The following is a 16,069-nucleotide window of genomic DNA, read 5'->3' on the forward strand; positions in this document are numbered from 1 at the left end:
CGATGCCCTATCTCGTCTCGTTTCATGTGGGTTGGCTGATCGGATCGCTGCTGTTGGGGCTGGCGATGGGCTGGATTTCGGTGGTCCAGCGCGGCAACGGCACCTCGAAAGTGACCGCGCGCTGGCTTGCCGTGCTCGCCGCCGCCCTGGTCGCGGCCTCGTTCGCCCATGTGGTCCCCGGCCGCTTCGGCTACTGGCTCGACCTCGGGCTCATCATGTTCGCCTGCTACTTGGTCGGCTGCACCGTCGGCGCGTGGCTGCGCGACCGGGTGGTCTCGCGGAGTCAGCCTGCGGCCTGAGCCCTTGGTTCGCGTGATTTGAGCGAGGTGGCCATCGCTCGCTCGCTCCCCTCCGCCGCAAGAGCAGGGTTATCGCATGTGAATTTCACGAGGATTGTTCGCGGGCTTGCTCCGCCTCTCCCGCTTGCGGGAGAGGCCGACGCGCCCCGGGCGATGCGAAGCATCGTCCCGCGCGCGGCGGGTGAGGGTTCTCACCACGCAGGGACATCCACCGTAATCCTCAACAATCCCGCCGCGGAGACACCCCCACCCCAGCCCTCCCCCGCAAGCGGAAGAGGGAGCCCAGCGCGGATGCCGCCGCATCGTGCACACCATATGCGATAGCCCTGCCCGCAAGGGGGGAGGGAACGTACAGCCATCCGCGCGCCAGGCGCGGCTGATCCCATCAGTCCTGGATCCAACATTGCGATAACGGCTTGATCGGAGTGTGAAATCGCCGAGTGATCAAACTGCGCTTGACTATAATACGTACGTACGTATTATTCCACTCATGCCAAAGCCCTCGCTCAAAGTCGCCATCCTCGAGGCCGGCCTGAAGGTCATGTTCCGGACCGGCTATCACGGCACCAGCGTGCGCGACGTCACCGCTGCGGCGGGCGCGCCGCAGGGCTCCTTTACCAACCATTTCCGCTCCAAGGAGGCGTTCGCCTCCGAGGTGCTCGACCGCTACTTCGACACCACCAGGGGGCTGGTCGCAGAGGCCCTTGAGGACAGCTCGCTGACGCCGCGCGCGCGGCTGAGGCGCTACCTCGACATCATCACGGGCCGGCTCGAGGCCGACGGCTACGGCCGCGGCTGCCTGATCGGCGATCTCAGCCTGGAGGCGTCCGGAAGCAGCGAAGTGCTGCGCGCGCGCCTCGCCGACATTTTTGCCGAATGGCGCGTGCCGTTCGCCAGCTGCATTGCAGAGGCTCAGACGCGCGGTGAGATCGCCCCGGATTTCGAGCCGGAGGAGCTTGCCGACTTTCTGCTCGCGTCCTGGCAGGGCGCGATCCTGCGCATGAAGGTCGATCGCAATCCCACCGCGCTCGAGCGATTCAAGACCATCGCATTTCAAACCGTGTTCAGGGAGCCGAAATGAGCAAGCCAACCGAGATCGATATCCGCAACGCGTCTGTTCTGGGAAGCACCATGGCGTATCGCGAGACGGGTGCGGATGATGCCCCGGTCGCGCTCTTTCTGCACGGCAATCCGACCTCGTCGCACATCTGGCGCAACATACTGCCGCTGGTGTCGCCGGTCGCCCGTTGCATCGCGCCCGATCTCGTCGGCTTCGGCCAATCCGCCAAGCCCGACATCGCGTATCGCTTCTTCGACCATGTCCGTTATCTCGACGCATTCATCGAAGAGCGTGGCATCTCCTCCGCCTATCTGGTGGCGCAGGACTGGGGCACGGCGCTCGCATTCCATCTCGCCGCGCGCCGGCCGGATCTCGTCCGCGGCGTCGCCTTCATGGAGTTCATCCGCCCGATGCCGACCTGGCAGGATTTCCACCACACCGAGGTCGCAGAGGAGCAGGACCACGCCGAAGCCGCGAGGGCCGCGTTCCGCAAATTCAGGATGCCGGGCGAGGGCGAGGCGTTGATCCTGGAGGCCAATGCGTTCGTCGAACGCGTCCTGCCCGGCGGCATCGTGCGCAAGCTGAGCGAGGCGGAAATGGCGCCCTACCGAGCGCCGTTCCCGACACCGCAGAGCCGCCGTCCCGTTCTCGCCTTGCCCCGCGAGCTGCCCATCGCCGGCGAGCCCGCCGATGTCTATGCAGCGCTCCAGTCCGCGCATGCGGCGCTGGCTGCGTCGTCCTATCCAAAGCTGCTGTTCGCGGGCGAGCCGGGCGCGCTTGTCTCGCCCGAATTCGCTGCGCGGTTCGCGTCCACGCTGAAGCACTGCGCGCTGGTTCGCCTCGGAGCGGGACTGCATTTTCTCCAGGAGGATCACGCTGAGGCGATCGGCCGCTCTGTCGCCGGCTGGATCGCCGGCATCGAAGCGATGCGCGCGCAGCTCGCAGCTTGAGGAGGACGGGATGTCGGACGTGACGATCATCTATTGCCGCCCATGCGGCTATGAGAAGCGTGCGAAGGACGTTGCCGCCGCGCTGCGCCGGCAATTGGCACTGGAGTCCGAGCTCGTGCCTGGCAAGGGCGGGATCTTCCAGGTCAAGGTCGGCGACAGGATTGTCGCCAGCCGCAGCAAGGGCCATTTTCCCGGCACTGACGACATCGTCGCCGCCGTCACCGCCGCGCGGCACTGATCCGGGGGAAGGCGCCGATGCCGATTGTTTGGAGCGACGACCTCGTTGGCATCGACTGGAGCGAGCTTTCGGCGCTTTACCGCATTGCTCCGCTCGGCAACAAGGCACCGGCGGATCTCGCGCTGGTGTTCGGCAACAGCATGTTTCGGGCCTTCGCTTACGACGAAGGTCGGCTGGTCGGGGCCGGACGCGTGCTGGCGGACGGCCGCGATTGCGCTTATCTCTGTGATGTCGCGGTGCACCCAGACTGTCAGGGGCAGGGCCTCGGCCGCGGGATCATCGAGCGGCTGCTTGCGCGATGCGGCGGACATCGCAAGATCATTCTCTATGCCGTCCCCGGCAAGGAGGGCTTTTACGAACGTCTCGGCTTCCGCCGGATGACGACGGCCATGGCGATTTTTGAAGACCAGGCCGGTGCCTACGATCGCGGCTATCTGACCGCCCCTTAGGCCGCCCAAGAGGTAGCCCAGGAGGCCGCCAGGAAACCGCCAAGTGCCGCTGCCTTTCGGCCTACCGGAAAATCCGTGAACAACCCGGGATTGCCCCCTCTTTCAACAGGTGGCCGCGGCCCATAGATTGATGTCGGCTTAAAACGTGACGGAACATTGTGCGGCCGAAATCATCAAAACTTCATGGCCCCTGCGCAGGATTGCCACGGAGATTCGCGTCAGCCTTGTCGTCGAACTTGCCGCCGAAAGCGCCAAACCGTGCATCCTGAGCCCGCAAGCCTGCCTAAAATATTGAAGGCACGTGATTTTGTTCGTATTGGCGAATTCCACTCCGCCCGAAAACGCGCTAGTGGAGGGGTAGGGGGCCTGCGCGATGCCGGAGCCGGCGGCAAGGGTTCGTTGAGTGCATGTGCGTCGTCCGCCAGTTCGCCGGCCGCCCTGGCCGCTGAAGCGTTGTTCGAGGTCTAGATGCTGGAAGCCATACGCAGAGCGATGTCGTTTCTGCGCCAGAAGCAAATCCTGCATAAGCTTGGCGTTGTGATCAGCGTCGCGGTCATCGGCATCGCTTGCTATGTGCTCTATCACATGCTGCGAGGCATCGACTCCAACGAGGTGATCGAAGCGATCAAGAGCACCGAGCCGCGCCAGATTGCGATGGCGGCGCTGTTCGTTGCGGCGGGCTATTTCACCCTGACCTTCTACGACCTGTTTGCCGTGCGCGCGATCGGCCATGCCCACGTGCCCTATCGCATCAACGCGCTCGCCGCCTTCACCAGCTACTCGATCGGCCACAATGTCGGCGCCAGCGTCTTCACCGGCGGCGCGGTGCGCTACCGGATCTATTCGGCCTACGGCCTCAACGCGATCGACGTCGCCAAGATCTGTTTCCTCGCCGGCCTGACCTTCTGGCTCGGCAATGCCGCCGTGCTGGGCCTCGGCATCTCCTATCATCCGGAGGCGGCGGCCTCGATCGACCAGCTCCCGCCCTGGCTGAACCGGACGCTGGCGATGATGATCATCGTCGCGCTGATCGGCTATGTGGTCTGGGTCTGGACCCAGCCGCGGGTGGTCGGCCGCGGGCCCTGGACGGTGGTGCTGCCGGGCGGCCCGCTGACGCTGCTCCAGATCGCCATCGGCATCATCGATCTCGGCTTCTGCGCGCTCGCGATGTACGTGCTGGTCCCGGATGAGCCCAATCTCGGCTTCGTCGTCGTCGCGGTGATCTTCGTCTCGGCGACGCTGCTCGGCTTCGCCAGCCACTCCCCAGGGGGCCTCGGGGTGTTCGACGCCGCCATGCTGGTCGGCCTCTGGCAGATGGACCGCGAGGAGCTGCTGGGCGGCATGCTCCTGTTCCGCGTCCTCTATTATCTGTCCCCCTTTGTCATATCTGTAATCTTGCTGACGTTTCGCGAAGTTATAATCGGGGCGCGATCGAAGCGCCTGCAGCAGGCCGCGCTCAAGCTCGATCCCGGCCCGGCGCCTGAAGCAGCCTATGTGAGAGAGCGCAGCGACAGCGGCGCCTGATCGGCGCAAGCCCCTAGGAGAAGCCCGCCCCGATGGCGATCGACGCCCCATCTTCTCCCCCCGCCCAGCCCTGGTCCGACCGGCTGCGGCACTCGACCATCATCCTGATCGCCGCGGCGCTGGCGCTGTCGGTGGTGGTCTCGCTCGGCGAATTGTCGGTGATGCGGGCCGTCGCGGTTTTCCTCTGCATCGCCGCGGCGGCGCTGATCCCCTGGCGCCTGCACGACACCGCCGCCTCGCGCGACGACACCCGCCGGGTCAACCCGGTCGAGAGCGCGGCGGTGGCCGCGGTCGTCGCCGGCATGCCGGATCCGGCGGTGCTGCTCGACCGCGCTGGCCGCGTCATCCATCTCAACGCCGCCGCCGCCCAGCTCGCGCCGGCGCTGCGCCGGAACGAGCTCGCCCAGTTTGCATTGCGCTCGCCGGAGATCATCACGGCGCTGCGCGAGTCGATCGCCACCACCGAGCCGCGGCGTGCGACCTATCTCGATCATGTGCCGGTCGATCGCTGGATGGAGCTGATCATCACGCCGGTGCCGGTGCCGACCGCCTTCGGCGGCGCCGACAAATGCATGCTGATGACCTTCCACGACCAGACGCCGCTGCGCCGGGTCGAGGAAATGCGGGCCGATTTCGTCGCCAATGCCAGCCACGAGTTGCGCACGCCGCTCGCCGCGCTGTCCGGCTTCATCGACACGCTCCAGGGCCAGGCCAAGGACGATCCCAAGGCGCGCGAGCGCTTCCTCGGCATCATGCACAATCAGGCCACCCGCATGGCGCGCCTGATCGACGATCTCTTGTCGCTGTCGCGGGTGGAACTGTCCGCCCATGTGCGGCCCGACACCCTGGTCGACCTCCTGCCGATCATTCTCCAGGTCGCCGACGGGCTCGAGCCGCTGGCGCGGGAACGCCAGGTCGATGTCGAGACCGACCTGCCGGAGGCGCCGGTGATGATCGCCGGCGACCGCGAGGAACTGCTGCGCCTGTTCGAAAACCTGATCGAGAACGCCCTCAAATACGGCGCCTCGGGCGGTCGCATCATCGTGTCGCTGATATCAGGCGCAGCGCCTGATGGAACCCAGGAAATCCGGGTCCTGGTGCGCGATTTCGGCCCCGGCATCGCGCCCGAGCACCTGCCGCGGCTGACCGAGCGCTTCTACCGGGTCGACGTCGGCGACAGCCGCTCGCAGGGCGGCACGGGGCTCGGATTATCGTTGGTGAAACATATTCTTAACCGCCATCGCGGCCGGCTTTTGATTGAAAGCGTGCCCAGGCAGGGCGCCACTTTCACCGCTTGTTTTCCCCAGGCAAGGCCCCCGGCTCTAAACTGAAATCTAAATGATTTCAGTTGCTTAAGCCTGTCATCCGACTGTCACGAAACCTTCGTAAAAGCACAGCCGACCGCTCCTAAAGGGGCGGTGCGGGGAGCGCGATCGGGCGCGGAATGCGCTTCGTTCCCCTGTATGGAGACCAGCATGAATTTCCTCAAAACTATCGTCGCTGCTGGCTTGGTCGCCGCATCGACGACGGCAGCCTTTGCTGCCGACATCACCGGCGCCGGTGCGACGTTCCCGTTCCCGATCTATTCCAAGTGGGCTGACGCCTACAAGAAGGAGACCGGCAACGGTCTGAACTACCAGTCGATCGGTTCCGGCGGCGGCATCAAGCAGATCCAGGCCAAGACCGTGACCTTCGGTGCGACCGACGCGCCGCTCAAGGCCGAGCAGCTCGAGAAGGACGGCCTCGTTCAGTGGCCGATGGTGATGGGTGCCATCGTTCCCGTCGTCAACATCGAGGGTGTGAAGCCGGGCGAGCTGGTGTTCGACGGCGAGACGCTTGCCAGCGTCTATCTCGGCAAGATCACCAAGTGGGATGATCCGGCCATCAAGAAGCTCAATCCGAACGTGAAGCTCCCCTCGGACGCGATCACCGTGGTTCGTCGCTCCGACGGTTCGGGCACGACCTTCAACTTCACCAACTATCTCTCCAAGGCCAGCGCGGACTGGAAGAGCAAGGTCGGTGAGGGCACCGCCGTCGAGTGGCCGGTTGGCGTCGGCGCCAAGGGCAACGAAGGCGTCTCCGGCAACATCGGCCAGACCAAGAACTCGATCGGCTACGTCGAGTATGCCTATGCCAAGCAGAACAAGCTGACCTACACCGGCCTCGTCAACAAGGGCGGCAAGACGGTGCAGCCGACGGTCGAAGCCTTCCAGGCGGCCGCCTCCAACGCCGACTGGGCCAAGGCTCCCGGCTACTACGTCATCCTGACCGACCAGCCCGGCGACAAGTCCTGGCCGATCACGGCGGCGACCTTCATCCTCATGCACAAGGATGCGACCGACAAGGCGGCCTCGAAGGAAGCCCTCAAGTTCTTCACCTGGGCGTTCAAGAACGGTGCCAAGGCGGCCGAAGAGCTCGACTACATCCCGATGCCGGAGAGCGTCGTGAAGCTGATCGAGAAGACTTGGTCTGCCGACATCAAGAGCTAAGGCGCTCTTTTCCCGGCCACAGCGCCGGGATCTGCAAGACGTCCGCTCCGGGTGCGCCTCGCGCCGCATCCGGAGCGCAAGACCCACAACAAGACTGACAACAAGCGTATATAAACGGGTACAGGGGATCGGCGTGGCTGAGATGGCTGTCGAGAGCAACGTGGTTGATGCCGCCGGACCTTATGATCGCGCCAGGGCGTTGAGCGCGTTCAAGCTGGGTGACGTCACCTTCTACTGGATCACGCGACTGAGCGCGATCTCCGTGCTGCTCATCCTTGGCGGCATCATCATGTCGCTGATCGTCGGCGCCTTCCCGGCGATGAAGGAGTTCGGCCTGTCGTTCCTGTGGACGCAGCGCTGGGCGCCGTCGGCCGATCCGCCGGTGCTCGGTGCGCTCGGACCGATCTACGGCACGCTCGTCACCTCCTTCATCGCGATGCTGATCGCCATCCCGGTCGGTCTCGGCATTGCGATCTTCCTGACCGAGCTGTGCCCGCAATGGCTGCGCCGCCCGATCGGCATGGCGATCGAGCTGCTCGCCGGCATCCCCTCGATCATCTACGGCATGTGGGGCTTCTTCGTGCTGGGCCCGTTCCTGGCCAACAGCTTCCAGCCCTTCATGATCAAGATTTTCGACGGCATTCCCGTGCTCGGCGCGATCTTCGCCGGCCCGCCGTCCTATCTCAGCCTGTTCAACGCCGCGCTGATCCTCGCGATCATGGTGCTGCCCTTCATCACCGCGATCTCGGTCGATGTGTTCAAGACGGTGCCGCCGGTTCTCAAAGAGGCCGCCTACGGCGTCGGCTGCACCACCTGGGAAGTCGTCCGCAGCGTGGTGATCCCCTACACCCGTGTCGGCGTGATCGGCGGCATCATGCTGGCGCTCGGACGCGCGCTCGGCGAGACCATGGCGGTGACCTTCATCATCGGCAACTCGTTCCGCATCTCGGGGTCGATCTTCGCCCCCGGCACCACGATCTCGGCGGCGATCGCATCCGAATTCGCCGAAAGCGATGGCCTGCACCAGTCCGGCCTGATCCTGCTCGGCCTGCTGCTGTTCGTGCTGACGTTCTTCGTGCTCGCCGCGGCGCGGCTGATGCTGATGCGGCTGGAAAAGAAGGCGGGGAACTGACGCCATGAACCCGATCTATTCACGCCGCCGCCGCAAGGACTTCGTCATCCGCGGGCTCTGCATGGCCGCCGCCGCCTTCGGCGTCACCTGGCTCGCGCTGATCCTGGTCACGCTGCTCTACAACGGCGTGGCCGGACTCAACGTCCAGATCTTCACCGAGAACACGCCGCCGCCCGGCTCGACTGACGGCGGCCTGCTCAACGCCATCGTCGGCTCGCTGCTGATGACGGTGATCGGCGTCGGCATCGGTGCGCCGCTCGGCATGTTCGCCGGCACCTATCTCGCCGAATACGGCCGCAACGACAAGCTGACCTCGGTGATCCGCTTCATCAACGACATCCTGCTCTCGGCCCCCTCGATCATCATCGGCCTGTTCATCTATGGCGCGGTGGTGGTGCCGATGCGCGGCTTCTCGGCGATCGCGGGCTGCCTCGCGCTCGCCGTCATCGTGATCCCGGTGGTGCTGCGCACGACCGAGGACATGCTGCTCTTGGTGCCGAACGCGTTGCGCGAGGCGGCATCCGCGCTCGGTCTGCCGCGCTCGCTGGTGATCAAGCGGATCGCCTATCGCTCGGCGCGCGCGGGCCTCATCACCGGCGTGCTGCTCGCGACCGCCCGTGTCGCCGGCGAAACCGCGCCGTTGCTGTTCACCGCGCTGTCGAACCAGTTCTTCAGCCTGGACCTGACCAAGACGATGGCCAACCTGCCGGTCACCATCAACAACTTCGTGCAGAGCCCATACGCCTACTGGAAGCAGCTGGCGTGGAGCGGGGCGCTGCTCATCACCCTGACCGTGCTTGCCCTGAACATTGGCGCGCGCATCCTTGGCGCCGAGAGGACCGCAAAATGAGTGATCTTTCCGTATCGATGAGCGCAGCCGGCGGGCTCCCGCAGTCGCCGACGCTGCCCGAGGCGCCGCCCAAGGTGACCGTGCGCAATCTCAACTTCTATTACGGCGAGCACCATGCGCTTAAGAACATCAACCTGACGCTCGGCACCAATCGCGTCACGGCGTTCATCGGCCCGTCGGGCTGCGGCAAGTCGACCCTGCTGCGCATCTTCAACCGGATGTACGACCTCTATCCGGGCCAGCGCGCCACCGGCCAGCTGATGCTCGACCAGACCAACATCCTCGACACCAAGCTCGACCTCAATCTGCTGCGCGCGCGCGTCGGCATGGTGTTCCAGAAGCCGACGCCGTTCCCGATGACGATCTACGAGAACATCGCTTTCGGCATCCGTCTCTATGAGAAGATCTCGAAGTCCGAGATGGACGACCGCGTCGAGAAGGCGCTGCGCGGCGGCGCGCTGTGGAACGAGGTCAAGGACAAGCTCAATGCGTCCGGCCTGTCGCTCTCCGGCGGCCAGCAGCAGCGCCTCTGCATCGCCCGCACGGTGGCGGTGCGGCCCGAGGTGATCCTGTTCGACGAGCCCTGCTCGGCGCTGGACCCGATCTCGACCGCCAAGGTCGAGGAGCTGATCCAGGAGCTCTCCGAGAACTACACGATCGCCATCGTCACCCACAACATGCAGCAGGCGGCCCGCGTCTCCGACAAGACCGCCTTCATGTATCTCGGCGAGTTGATCGAGTTCGACGACACCAGCAAGATCTTCACGTCGCCGACCGATCGGCGTACGCAGGATTACATCACCGGCCGGTTCGGCTGAGGAGACAGGATATGGCTTCCGAACATACCGCAAAGGCCTTCGACACCGACCTCCAGGAGCTTACGCGCCTGGTCGCGGAGATGGGCGGGATTGCCGAGCGCATGATCGTCGATTCCGTCGATGCGCTGATCCGCCGCGACGTTGCGCTCGGCCAGCGCGTGGTCGCGACCGACGTCGAGATCGACGCGCTCCAGAAGAAGATCGAGGAGCGCGCCGTGCTCACCATCGCCCGCCGCCAGCCGATGGCGGTCGATCTGCGCGAGATCGTCGGCGCCATGCGCGTCGCGACCGATCTCGAGCGCATCGGCGATCTCGCCAAGAACATGGGCAAGCGCGTCGCGGCGCTGGAGACGGATTTCCATCCGCTCAAGCTGTTCCGCGGCCTCGAGCACATGACCGACCTCGTGCAGCAGCAGGTCAAGTCGGTGCTGGACGCCTATGCCGCGCATGATCTGCCGGCGGCGATGGCGGTGTGGAAGGGCGACGAGGAAGTCGACGCCATCTGCACCTCGCTGTTCCGCGAGCTCCTCACCTACATGATGGAGGATCCGCGCAACATCTCGTTCTGCATTCACCTGATGTTCTGTGCCAAGAACATCGAGCGGATCGGCGACCACGCCACCAACATCGCCGAGACCGTATTCTACATGATCGAAGGTCAGGCGATGACCGACAAGCGACCGAAGGGCGACATGACGACCTTCGCCACGACGGTCCCGAACACTTAAGGCTTGAGGAGCGACGACCACATGGGCGCACGCATTATGGTGGTTGAGGACGAGGAAGCCCTGACCGAGCTTCTCCGCTACAACCTCGAAGGCGACGGCTATGACGTCGAGACGGTGATGCGCGGCGACGACGCCGACACCCGCCTCAAGGAGCATATCCCCGACCTGATCGTACTCGACTGGATGCTGCCAGGGCTGTCCGGCATCGAGCTGTGCCGGCGGCTGCGCACCCGGCCCGAGACCAAGCAGCTTCCGATCATCATGCTCACCGCCCGCGGCGAGGAGAGCGAGCGGGTGCGCGGGCTTGCGACCGGCGCCGACGACTACATCGTCAAGCCGTTCTCGGTGCCGGAGCTGCTCGCGCGCGTGAAGGGCCTGCTCAGGCGCGCCAGCCCGGAGCGGTTGGCCACCGTGCTCGCCTTTGGCGACATCGAGCTCGATCGCGACAAGCGCCGCGTGGCGCGCTCGGGCCGTCCGATCGATCTCGGCCCGACCGAATATCGCCTGCTGGAGTTCTTCCTGGAGCATCCCGGTCGCGTGTTCTCGCGCGAGCAGCTGCTCGACAGCGTCTGGGGCCGCGACATCTATATCGACGAACGCACCGTCGACGTGCACATCGGTCGCCTGCGCAAGCTGCTCAATCTCGGCCGCGAACAGGACCCGATCCGCACCGTGCGCGGCGCCGGCTACGCGCTGGACGATCGCTTCGCGAAGGCGGAGCAGACGTAGGCTAGAGCGAGTTGGTTTGGCGAGCTGTCGCCACGATATCGGTGTCGTCCCGGCGAAGGCCGGGACCCATAACCCGAGGACGCAATTGTTTGTGCGAGAAGGGTAACTCCGAATCCCTGTAACCACATCTGCTGGTGGTTATGGGTCCCGGCCTTCGCCGGGACGACATCGGAGTGTGTCGAGCCGCCATCGTGTGATGGCGGCATTTTAACGGACGACTATATCCGCTAACTCACCGCGGGCCCGGCTTGGCCGGTGCGCGCCGGCGATCGGCCGCCGGCTGGTACGCGACACGCGAGTGCTGGGCGCAATAGGGAAGGCCCGACAGCGCCTTGCCGCCGCAGAAGAAGAAATCCGGGCTCGAGGGATCGCCGACCGGCCAGTGGCAGGTCGCCTCGTTCAATTCCAGCAGCGACAGCCGCTGGCTCATCGGCACCACGTTGTCGTAGGTGACCGGCTCGGCCTCCACCTCGACCTCGAAGGCCTGCGCCAACGCGGTGTTGCCGCGCGAGATCGGGCGGCTCACCCGCATCATGTGCTGTGCCGGACGCGCCTTACGCGGCCGGGGCGCGGCCGAAGAGGGGCTCTTGGCGCGGCCGGACAGGCCAAGCCTGTGCACCTTTCCGATCACGGCGTTGCGGGTCACATTGCCGAGCTCCGCCGCGATCTGGCTGGCCGAAAGTCCGGCCTCCCAGAGCTTTTTCAGCTGCTCGACGCGATCATCGGACCAGGTCAAAACCGTCATTGCACCCTTTCCCTCGCTGCGCGCCTGCCATATCGGGGCCTCACAGCGAATGCCTAAGCCTTGAAAAACCCGTGCCGCCAGAATCCCTTAAGGCTCGCCGGGCGCGCGAAGTGCGCCCGAACGTTTACGCCGGTACATGAGGACTTAGAGATCAGAACCGCCTGCACGAGATGTCGTATCTGACAAGCCAAACGCTACAATATGGCGTGACTCACGCGCAAGAGTCCGCCGACTCGCTTCCACATGTTCCGTGGCCAAAAAACCGCAAAATCGACACCGCAAGACTACGGATTCAGCGTTTCGTGAGGCTTTCCGGGCGGCATTGACACCCGTTTTACCAGGCATAAGATAGTGACGCGTGCCGCCCTTAAAAGGCGGCACGTTTCGTTTTCCGGGCCGGTCAATGGTGCGTTGCGTGATGCACGCTCAGTCCGTCCGCAACATCCAAGTGACCGTCATGACCAACAGCGCAGCGCCGCATTTGCTCCCCGTTTTCGCCAGGGCCGACCTCGGTTTTGAGCGCGGCGAAGGCTGCTGGCTGATCGCGACCAACGGCGACCGCTATCTCGATTTCACCTCTGGCGTGGCGGTGAACGCGCTCGGCCATGCCCATCCCGCGCTGGTCAAGGCGTTGCAGGAGCAGGCCACGAAACTCTGGCACATGTCGAACCTGTTCCAGAGCCCGGATGGCGAGCGACTTGCCGCCCGGCTCTGCAGCGAGAGCTTTGCGGACTTCGTATTCTTCTGCAATTCCGGCGCCGAGGCGCTGGAATGCGTGATCAAGGTCGTGCGCCGCTATCACGCCGCCAAAGGCCATCCCGACCGCTATCGCATGATCACCTTCGAGGGCGCCTTCCACGGCCGCACGCTGGCGACGCTGGCTGCGACCGGCTCGGCAAAATATCTCGAAGGCTTTGGTCCGCCGATGGACGGCTTCGACCAGGTCCCGCATGGCGATCTTGACGCCGTGAAGAAGGCCATCGGCCCGCAGACCGCCGGCATCCTGATCGAACCGATCCAGGGCGAGGGCGGCGTGCGTTCGGCGACGCCGGCGTTCCTCAAGGCGCTGCGCCAGCTCTGCGACGAGCGCGGCCTGTTGCTGGCGTTCGACGAGGTGCAGACCGGCATGGGCCGCACCGGCGATCTCTTTGCGCATCGTCGCCTCGGCGTCACGCCCGATGTGATGTCGCTGGCCAAGGCGCTCGGCGGCGGCTTCCCGATCGGCGCGTGCCTTGCGACCGCGGAAGCGGCGTCCGGCATGACGCCGGGCTCGCACGGCTCGACCTTCGGCGGCAATCCGCTCGCGATCTCCGCTGCGAACGCGGTGCTCGACGTCATGCTCAAGCCCGGCTTCTTCGACCACGTGCAGAAGATGTCGTTGCTGTTGAAGCAGAAGCTCGCCTCCGTGATCGACCGCCATGGCGACGTCGTCAGCGAAGTCCGCGGCGAGGGGCTCTTGATCGGCATCAAGGCCGTGGTGCCCTCCGGTGATCTCGTTGCGGCGCTGCGCGGTGAGAAGCTTCTCACCGTTGGGGCCGGTGACAACGTCGTGCGCTTCCTGCCGCCCTTGATCGTCACTGAGGCCGAGATCGAAGACAGCGTCGCGCGGCTCGAACGCGCCTGCGCGGCGTTGTCGGCCGGCCAGACCAAGCGGGCGGCAAGCTGATGAGCAAGGCGCCAAAGCATTTTCTCGATATCAACGAGCTGCCGCTGGCGGAGCTCAAGCGCATGCTCGCGGCGTCTTCCGCCATGAAGGCGAAGCAGAAGGCGCATCAACCGGTCAAGCCGCTCGAAGGCAAGACGCTGGCGATGATCTTCGAGCGCCCCTCGACGCGGACGCGGGTGTCGTTCGATGTCGCCATGCGCCAGCTCGGCGGCGAGCCGATCATGCTCACCGGTGCCGAGATGCAGCTCGGCCGCGGCGAGACCATCGCCGACACCGCGCGCGTGCTGTCGCGCTATGTCGACGCCATCATGATCCGCATCCTCAACCACGAGGCGCTGCTCGAGCTCGCGGCGAACGCCACCGTGCCCGTCATCAACGGCCTGACCCGGCGCTCGCACCCCTGCCAGGTGATGGCCGACCTCATGACCTATGAGGAGCATCGCGGCCCGATCGAGGGCAAGACCGTGGCATGGACCGGCGACGACAACAACGTGCTGGCGTCCTGGGCGCACGCGGCCGAGCGCTTCAAGTTTCAGCTCAATGTCGCGACCCCTCCGGAGCTCGCGCCGAAGAAGGCGATGCGCGACTGGATCAAGGCGACCGGCGCGCCGATCATGCTGGGCAGCGACGCGGAAGCTGCCGTGCGCGGCGCCGATTGCGTCGTCACCGACACCTGGGTGTCGATGGGCGACAAGGAGGGCGAGCACCGCCACAACGTGCTCAAGCCCTACCAGGTCAATTCGAAGCTGATGTCGCTGGCCAAGCCCGACGCGCTGTTCATGCACTGCCTGCCCGCCCATCGCGGCGAGGAGGTCACCGACGAGGTGATCGACGGTCCGCAATCGGTCGTGTTCGACGAGGCCGAAAACCGCCTGCACGCGCAGAAGGGCATCCTGGCCTGGTGTTTTGATGCGGTGAAGTAGCGGGACGAACTATCCGTCGTCCCGGCGAAGGCCGGGACCCATCACCGCGTGATCTCTCGGTTGCGGAAAGTAGGGGTACCGAACGGCGAATCTTCGCATAACCACGCCCTGTGGTTATGGGTCCCGGCCTTCGCCGGGGCGACACCGAATTTGCAATATCGTGTGCAATCATAACTGCATCCGGAACAGACCGCCCCGCCGCCCCCCCCTTCCATTTCCACCCTCCGACCCCAGATAAAGCGCCATGGTTTTCCAATCCCCTGACATGAAAACCGGGCCTGAAGGCCCGGTTCGCGCACCATCGGCGGTTCCCATTGATGACGCCGTGCTGCCCTACGAGGTCGACGCGCTCGACGTGCGCGGGCGGCTGGTGCGGCTTGGCCCCGCGCTCGACGAGATCCTGACCAAGCACGATTATCCTGCGCCGGTCGGCAAGCTGCTCGGCGAGGCCATCGTGCTGACGACGCTGCTCGGAACGGCGCTGAAATTCGAGGGCCGCTTCATCCTCCAGGCCCAGACCGATGGCCCGGTGTCGTTCCTGGTGGTGGACTACAAGGCGCCGGACCATCTGCGCGCCTACGCCCGCTACGACGCTTCGCGCCTCGGCACGGCGAAGGATTCCGGCACGCTGCTTGGCCGCGGCCATCTCGCCATGACCATCGACCAGGGCCCCGACATGAGCCGCTATCAGGGCCTGGTTGCGCTCGACGGGGGCAGCCTCGAAGACGCCGCCCACGAATATTTTCTGCGCTCCGAGCAGATCCCGACGCGCGTCCGCCTCGCCGTCGGCGAGGAGTGGCGCTCGAACGACGGCGGCAAGCATCGCTGGCGCGCCGGCGGCATGCTGATGCAGTTCTTGCCGAAAGCGCCGGAGCGCGCGCGGCAGGCCGATCTGCATCCCGGCGATGCGCCCGAAGGCGTCGAAGTGCATAGCGTCGCTGAAGACGATGCCTGGGTCGAGGCGCGCTCGCTGATCGACACCGTCGAGGATGTCGAGCTGATCGATCCCGATCTTTCCGGCGAGCGGCTGCTCTACCGCCTGTTCCACGAGCGCGGCGTGCGTGTGTTCAATCCGCTGGTGCTGAAAGCGCAATGCTCCTGCTCGCGCGACGCCGTCGCCGCGATGCTGAAGAGCTTTTCGCCCGACGACCGCGCCGCGATGGTCAAGGACGACAAGGTCGTCGTCACCTGCGAGTTCTGCTCGTCGGTGTACGAGTTCACGCCGGATGAGGCGGGCGTGGAGGACGCGTAGGCCTCTAATTCGCGGCGCTGGCAATGACGAGGTCGGGGAAGCTGCTCGCTACATCCTCGGTGTCATCGCCCGCCTTGTGCGCAATTGCGCACTGGGGCGGGCGATCCAGTACTCCGTGACGGCGGTGATTGAATCGAGAGGCTGCGGCGTACTGGATGCCCCGGTCAAGCCGGGGCATCCAGTTGTGGGTGGTATGATGAGCTCGCCCGCTAGGCAC

The 16,069-nt window shown here is 65.2% G+C and carries 17 protein-coding genes; 16 read left to right on the forward strand and 1 reads right to left on the reverse strand.

What is annotated here, in order from left to right; translation table 11 throughout:
• The first annotated feature begins 2 nt into the window (after positions 1–2).
• From ACXJMY_RS12240 to phoB, 13 genes are all read left to right on the forward strand, one after another.
• The gene (locus ACXJMY_RS12240; protein ID WP_456619585.1) at positions 3–299 is read left to right on the forward strand and encodes a hypothetical protein; all 297 of its coding nucleotides are present in this window, start codon (positions 3–5) and stop codon (positions 297–299) included.
• Positions 300–789: 490 nt separating this feature from the next.
• Positions 790–1,380, forward strand: a complete 591-nt coding sequence (locus tag ACXJMY_RS12245; RefSeq protein WP_456619586.1) for a TetR family transcriptional regulator C-terminal domain-containing protein — start codon at positions 790–792, stop codon at positions 1,378–1,380.
• On the forward strand, positions 1,377–2,309 hold the full coding sequence (locus tag ACXJMY_RS12250; protein ID WP_456619587.1) for a haloalkane dehalogenase: 933 nt from the start codon (positions 1,377–1,379) through the stop codon (positions 2,307–2,309). The genes ACXJMY_RS12245 and ACXJMY_RS12250 overlap by 4 nt, the downstream gene beginning before the upstream one ends.
• Positions 2,310–2,319: 10 nt before the next feature.
• Positions 2,320–2,547, forward strand: a complete 228-nt coding sequence (locus ACXJMY_RS12255) for an Rdx family protein (RefSeq protein WP_456619588.1) — start codon at positions 2,320–2,322, stop codon at positions 2,545–2,547.
• 17 nt (positions 2,548–2,564) lie between these two features.
• Positions 2,565–2,996, forward strand: a complete 432-nt coding sequence (locus ACXJMY_RS12260; protein ID WP_456619589.1) for a GNAT family N-acetyltransferase — start codon at positions 2,565–2,567, stop codon at positions 2,994–2,996.
• A 468-nt stretch (positions 2,997–3,464) separates the two neighbouring features.
• Positions 3,465–4,520, forward strand: a complete 1,056-nt coding sequence (locus ACXJMY_RS12265) for a lysylphosphatidylglycerol synthase domain-containing protein (RefSeq protein WP_456619590.1) — start codon at positions 3,465–3,467, stop codon at positions 4,518–4,520.
• A gap of 32 nt (positions 4,521–4,552) precedes the next feature.
• Positions 4,553–5,851: an ATP-binding protein gene (locus ACXJMY_RS12270; RefSeq protein ID WP_456619591.1), complete on the forward strand. Its 1,299-nt coding sequence runs from the start codon at positions 4,553–4,555 to the stop codon at positions 5,849–5,851.
• 144 nt (positions 5,852–5,995) lie between these two features.
• Positions 5,996–7,009 carry a phosphate ABC transporter substrate-binding protein PstS gene (gene pstS / locus ACXJMY_RS12275; protein WP_456619592.1) on the forward strand — a complete coding sequence of 338 codons (1,014 nt, stop codon included), beginning with the start codon at positions 5,996–5,998 and terminating at the stop codon, positions 7,007–7,009.
• A 142-nt stretch (positions 7,010–7,151) separates the two neighbouring features.
• Positions 7,152–8,141, forward strand: coding sequence for a phosphate ABC transporter permease subunit PstC (gene pstC, locus ACXJMY_RS12280; protein WP_456619656.1), 990 nt, complete (start codon positions 7,152–7,154; stop codon positions 8,139–8,141).
• Positions 8,142–8,145: 4 nt separating this feature from the next.
• The gene (gene pstA, locus ACXJMY_RS12285) at positions 8,146–8,991 is read left to right on the forward strand and encodes a phosphate ABC transporter permease PstA (RefSeq protein WP_456619593.1); all 846 of its coding nucleotides are present in this window, start codon (positions 8,146–8,148) and stop codon (positions 8,989–8,991) included.
• Positions 8,988–9,809 carry a phosphate ABC transporter ATP-binding protein PstB gene (pstB, locus tag ACXJMY_RS12290; RefSeq protein WP_456619594.1) on the forward strand — a complete coding sequence of 274 codons (822 nt, stop codon included), beginning with the start codon at positions 8,988–8,990 and terminating at the stop codon, positions 9,807–9,809. The genes pstA and pstB overlap by 4 nt, the downstream gene beginning before the upstream one ends.
• Positions 9,810–9,820: 11 nt before the next feature.
• The gene (phoU, locus tag ACXJMY_RS12295; protein WP_456619595.1) at positions 9,821–10,537 is read left to right on the forward strand and encodes a phosphate signaling complex protein PhoU; all 717 of its coding nucleotides are present in this window, start codon (positions 9,821–9,823) and stop codon (positions 10,535–10,537) included.
• 21 nt (positions 10,538–10,558) lie between these two features.
• On the forward strand, positions 10,559–11,266 hold the full coding sequence (gene phoB / locus ACXJMY_RS12300; protein ID WP_456619596.1) for a phosphate regulon transcriptional regulator PhoB: 708 nt from the start codon (positions 10,559–10,561) through the stop codon (positions 11,264–11,266).
• Positions 11,267–11,498: 232 nt separating this feature from the next.
• On the opposite strand, the gene ACXJMY_RS12305 is transcribed toward phoB, so the two are convergent.
• Entirely contained in the window at positions 11,499–12,011 is a 513-nt protein-coding gene (locus ACXJMY_RS12305; protein ID WP_456619597.1) for a GcrA family cell cycle regulator, read from the reverse strand.
• A 457-nt stretch (positions 12,012–12,468) separates the two neighbouring features.
• Between ACXJMY_RS12305 and ACXJMY_RS12310 the strand changes: the two genes are divergently transcribed.
• The 3 genes from ACXJMY_RS12310 (at position 12,469) to ACXJMY_RS12320 (ending at position 15,852) form a co-directional block, all read left to right on the forward strand.
• Positions 12,469–13,677 (forward strand): acetylornithine transaminase, encoded by a 1,209-nt coding sequence (locus ACXJMY_RS12310; protein ID WP_456619598.1) that lies wholly within the window; start codon positions 12,469–12,471, stop codon positions 13,675–13,677.
• A complete protein-coding gene (gene argF / locus ACXJMY_RS12315; protein WP_456619599.1) occupies positions 13,677–14,600 on the forward strand; it encodes an ornithine carbamoyltransferase in 924 nt (307 codons plus the stop codon). The genes ACXJMY_RS12310 and argF overlap by 1 nt, the downstream gene beginning before the upstream one ends.
• Before the next feature lie 244 nt (positions 14,601–14,844).
• Positions 14,845–15,852, forward strand: coding sequence for an Hsp33 family molecular chaperone (locus ACXJMY_RS12320; RefSeq protein WP_456619600.1), 1,008 nt, complete (start codon positions 14,845–14,847; stop codon positions 15,850–15,852).
• The last annotated feature ends 217 nt before the right edge of the window (positions 15,853–16,069 follow it).

The sequence above is a fragment of the Bradyrhizobium sp. P5_C12 genome, from assembly GCF_054049735.1.

Coding starts and splice junctions, on each gene's coding strand:
- ACXJMY_RS12240 (WP_456619585.1), top strand. CDS start 3: ATGCCCTATCTCGTCTCGTTTCATGTGGGTTGGCTGATCGGATCGCTG.
- ACXJMY_RS12245 (WP_456619586.1), top strand. CDS start 790: ATGCCAAAGCCCTCGCTCAAAGTCGCCATCCTCGAGGCCGGCCTGAAG.
- ACXJMY_RS12250 (WP_456619587.1), top strand. CDS start 1,377: ATGAGCAAGCCAACCGAGATCGATATCCGCAACGCGTCTGTTCTGGGA.
- ACXJMY_RS12255 (WP_456619588.1), top strand. CDS start 2,320: ATGTCGGACGTGACGATCATCTATTGCCGCCCATGCGGCTATGAGAAG.
- ACXJMY_RS12260 (WP_456619589.1), top strand. CDS start 2,565: ATGCCGATTGTTTGGAGCGACGACCTCGTTGGCATCGACTGGAGCGAG.
- ACXJMY_RS12265 (WP_456619590.1), top strand. CDS start 3,465: ATGCTGGAAGCCATACGCAGAGCGATGTCGTTTCTGCGCCAGAAGCAA.
- ACXJMY_RS12270 (WP_456619591.1), top strand. CDS start 4,553: ATGGCGATCGACGCCCCATCTTCTCCCCCCGCCCAGCCCTGGTCCGAC.
- pstS (WP_456619592.1), top strand. CDS start 5,996: ATGAATTTCCTCAAAACTATCGTCGCTGCTGGCTTGGTCGCCGCATCG.
- pstC (WP_456619656.1), top strand. CDS start 7,152: ATGGCTGTCGAGAGCAACGTGGTTGATGCCGCCGGACCTTATGATCGC.
- pstA (WP_456619593.1), top strand. CDS start 8,146: ATGAACCCGATCTATTCACGCCGCCGCCGCAAGGACTTCGTCATCCGC.
- pstB (WP_456619594.1), top strand. CDS start 8,988: ATGAGTGATCTTTCCGTATCGATGAGCGCAGCCGGCGGGCTCCCGCAG.
- phoU (WP_456619595.1), top strand. CDS start 9,821: ATGGCTTCCGAACATACCGCAAAGGCCTTCGACACCGACCTCCAGGAG.
- phoB (WP_456619596.1), top strand. CDS start 10,559: ATGGGCGCACGCATTATGGTGGTTGAGGACGAGGAAGCCCTGACCGAG.
- ACXJMY_RS12305 (WP_456619597.1), bottom strand. CDS start 12,011: ATGACGGTTTTGACCTGGTCCGATGATCGCGTCGAGCAGCTGAAAAAG.
- ACXJMY_RS12310 (WP_456619598.1), top strand. CDS start 12,469: ATGACCAACAGCGCAGCGCCGCATTTGCTCCCCGTTTTCGCCAGGGCC.
- argF (WP_456619599.1), top strand. CDS start 13,677: ATGAGCAAGGCGCCAAAGCATTTTCTCGATATCAACGAGCTGCCGCTG.
- ACXJMY_RS12320 (WP_456619600.1), top strand. CDS start 14,845: ATGGTTTTCCAATCCCCTGACATGAAAACCGGGCCTGAAGGCCCGGTT.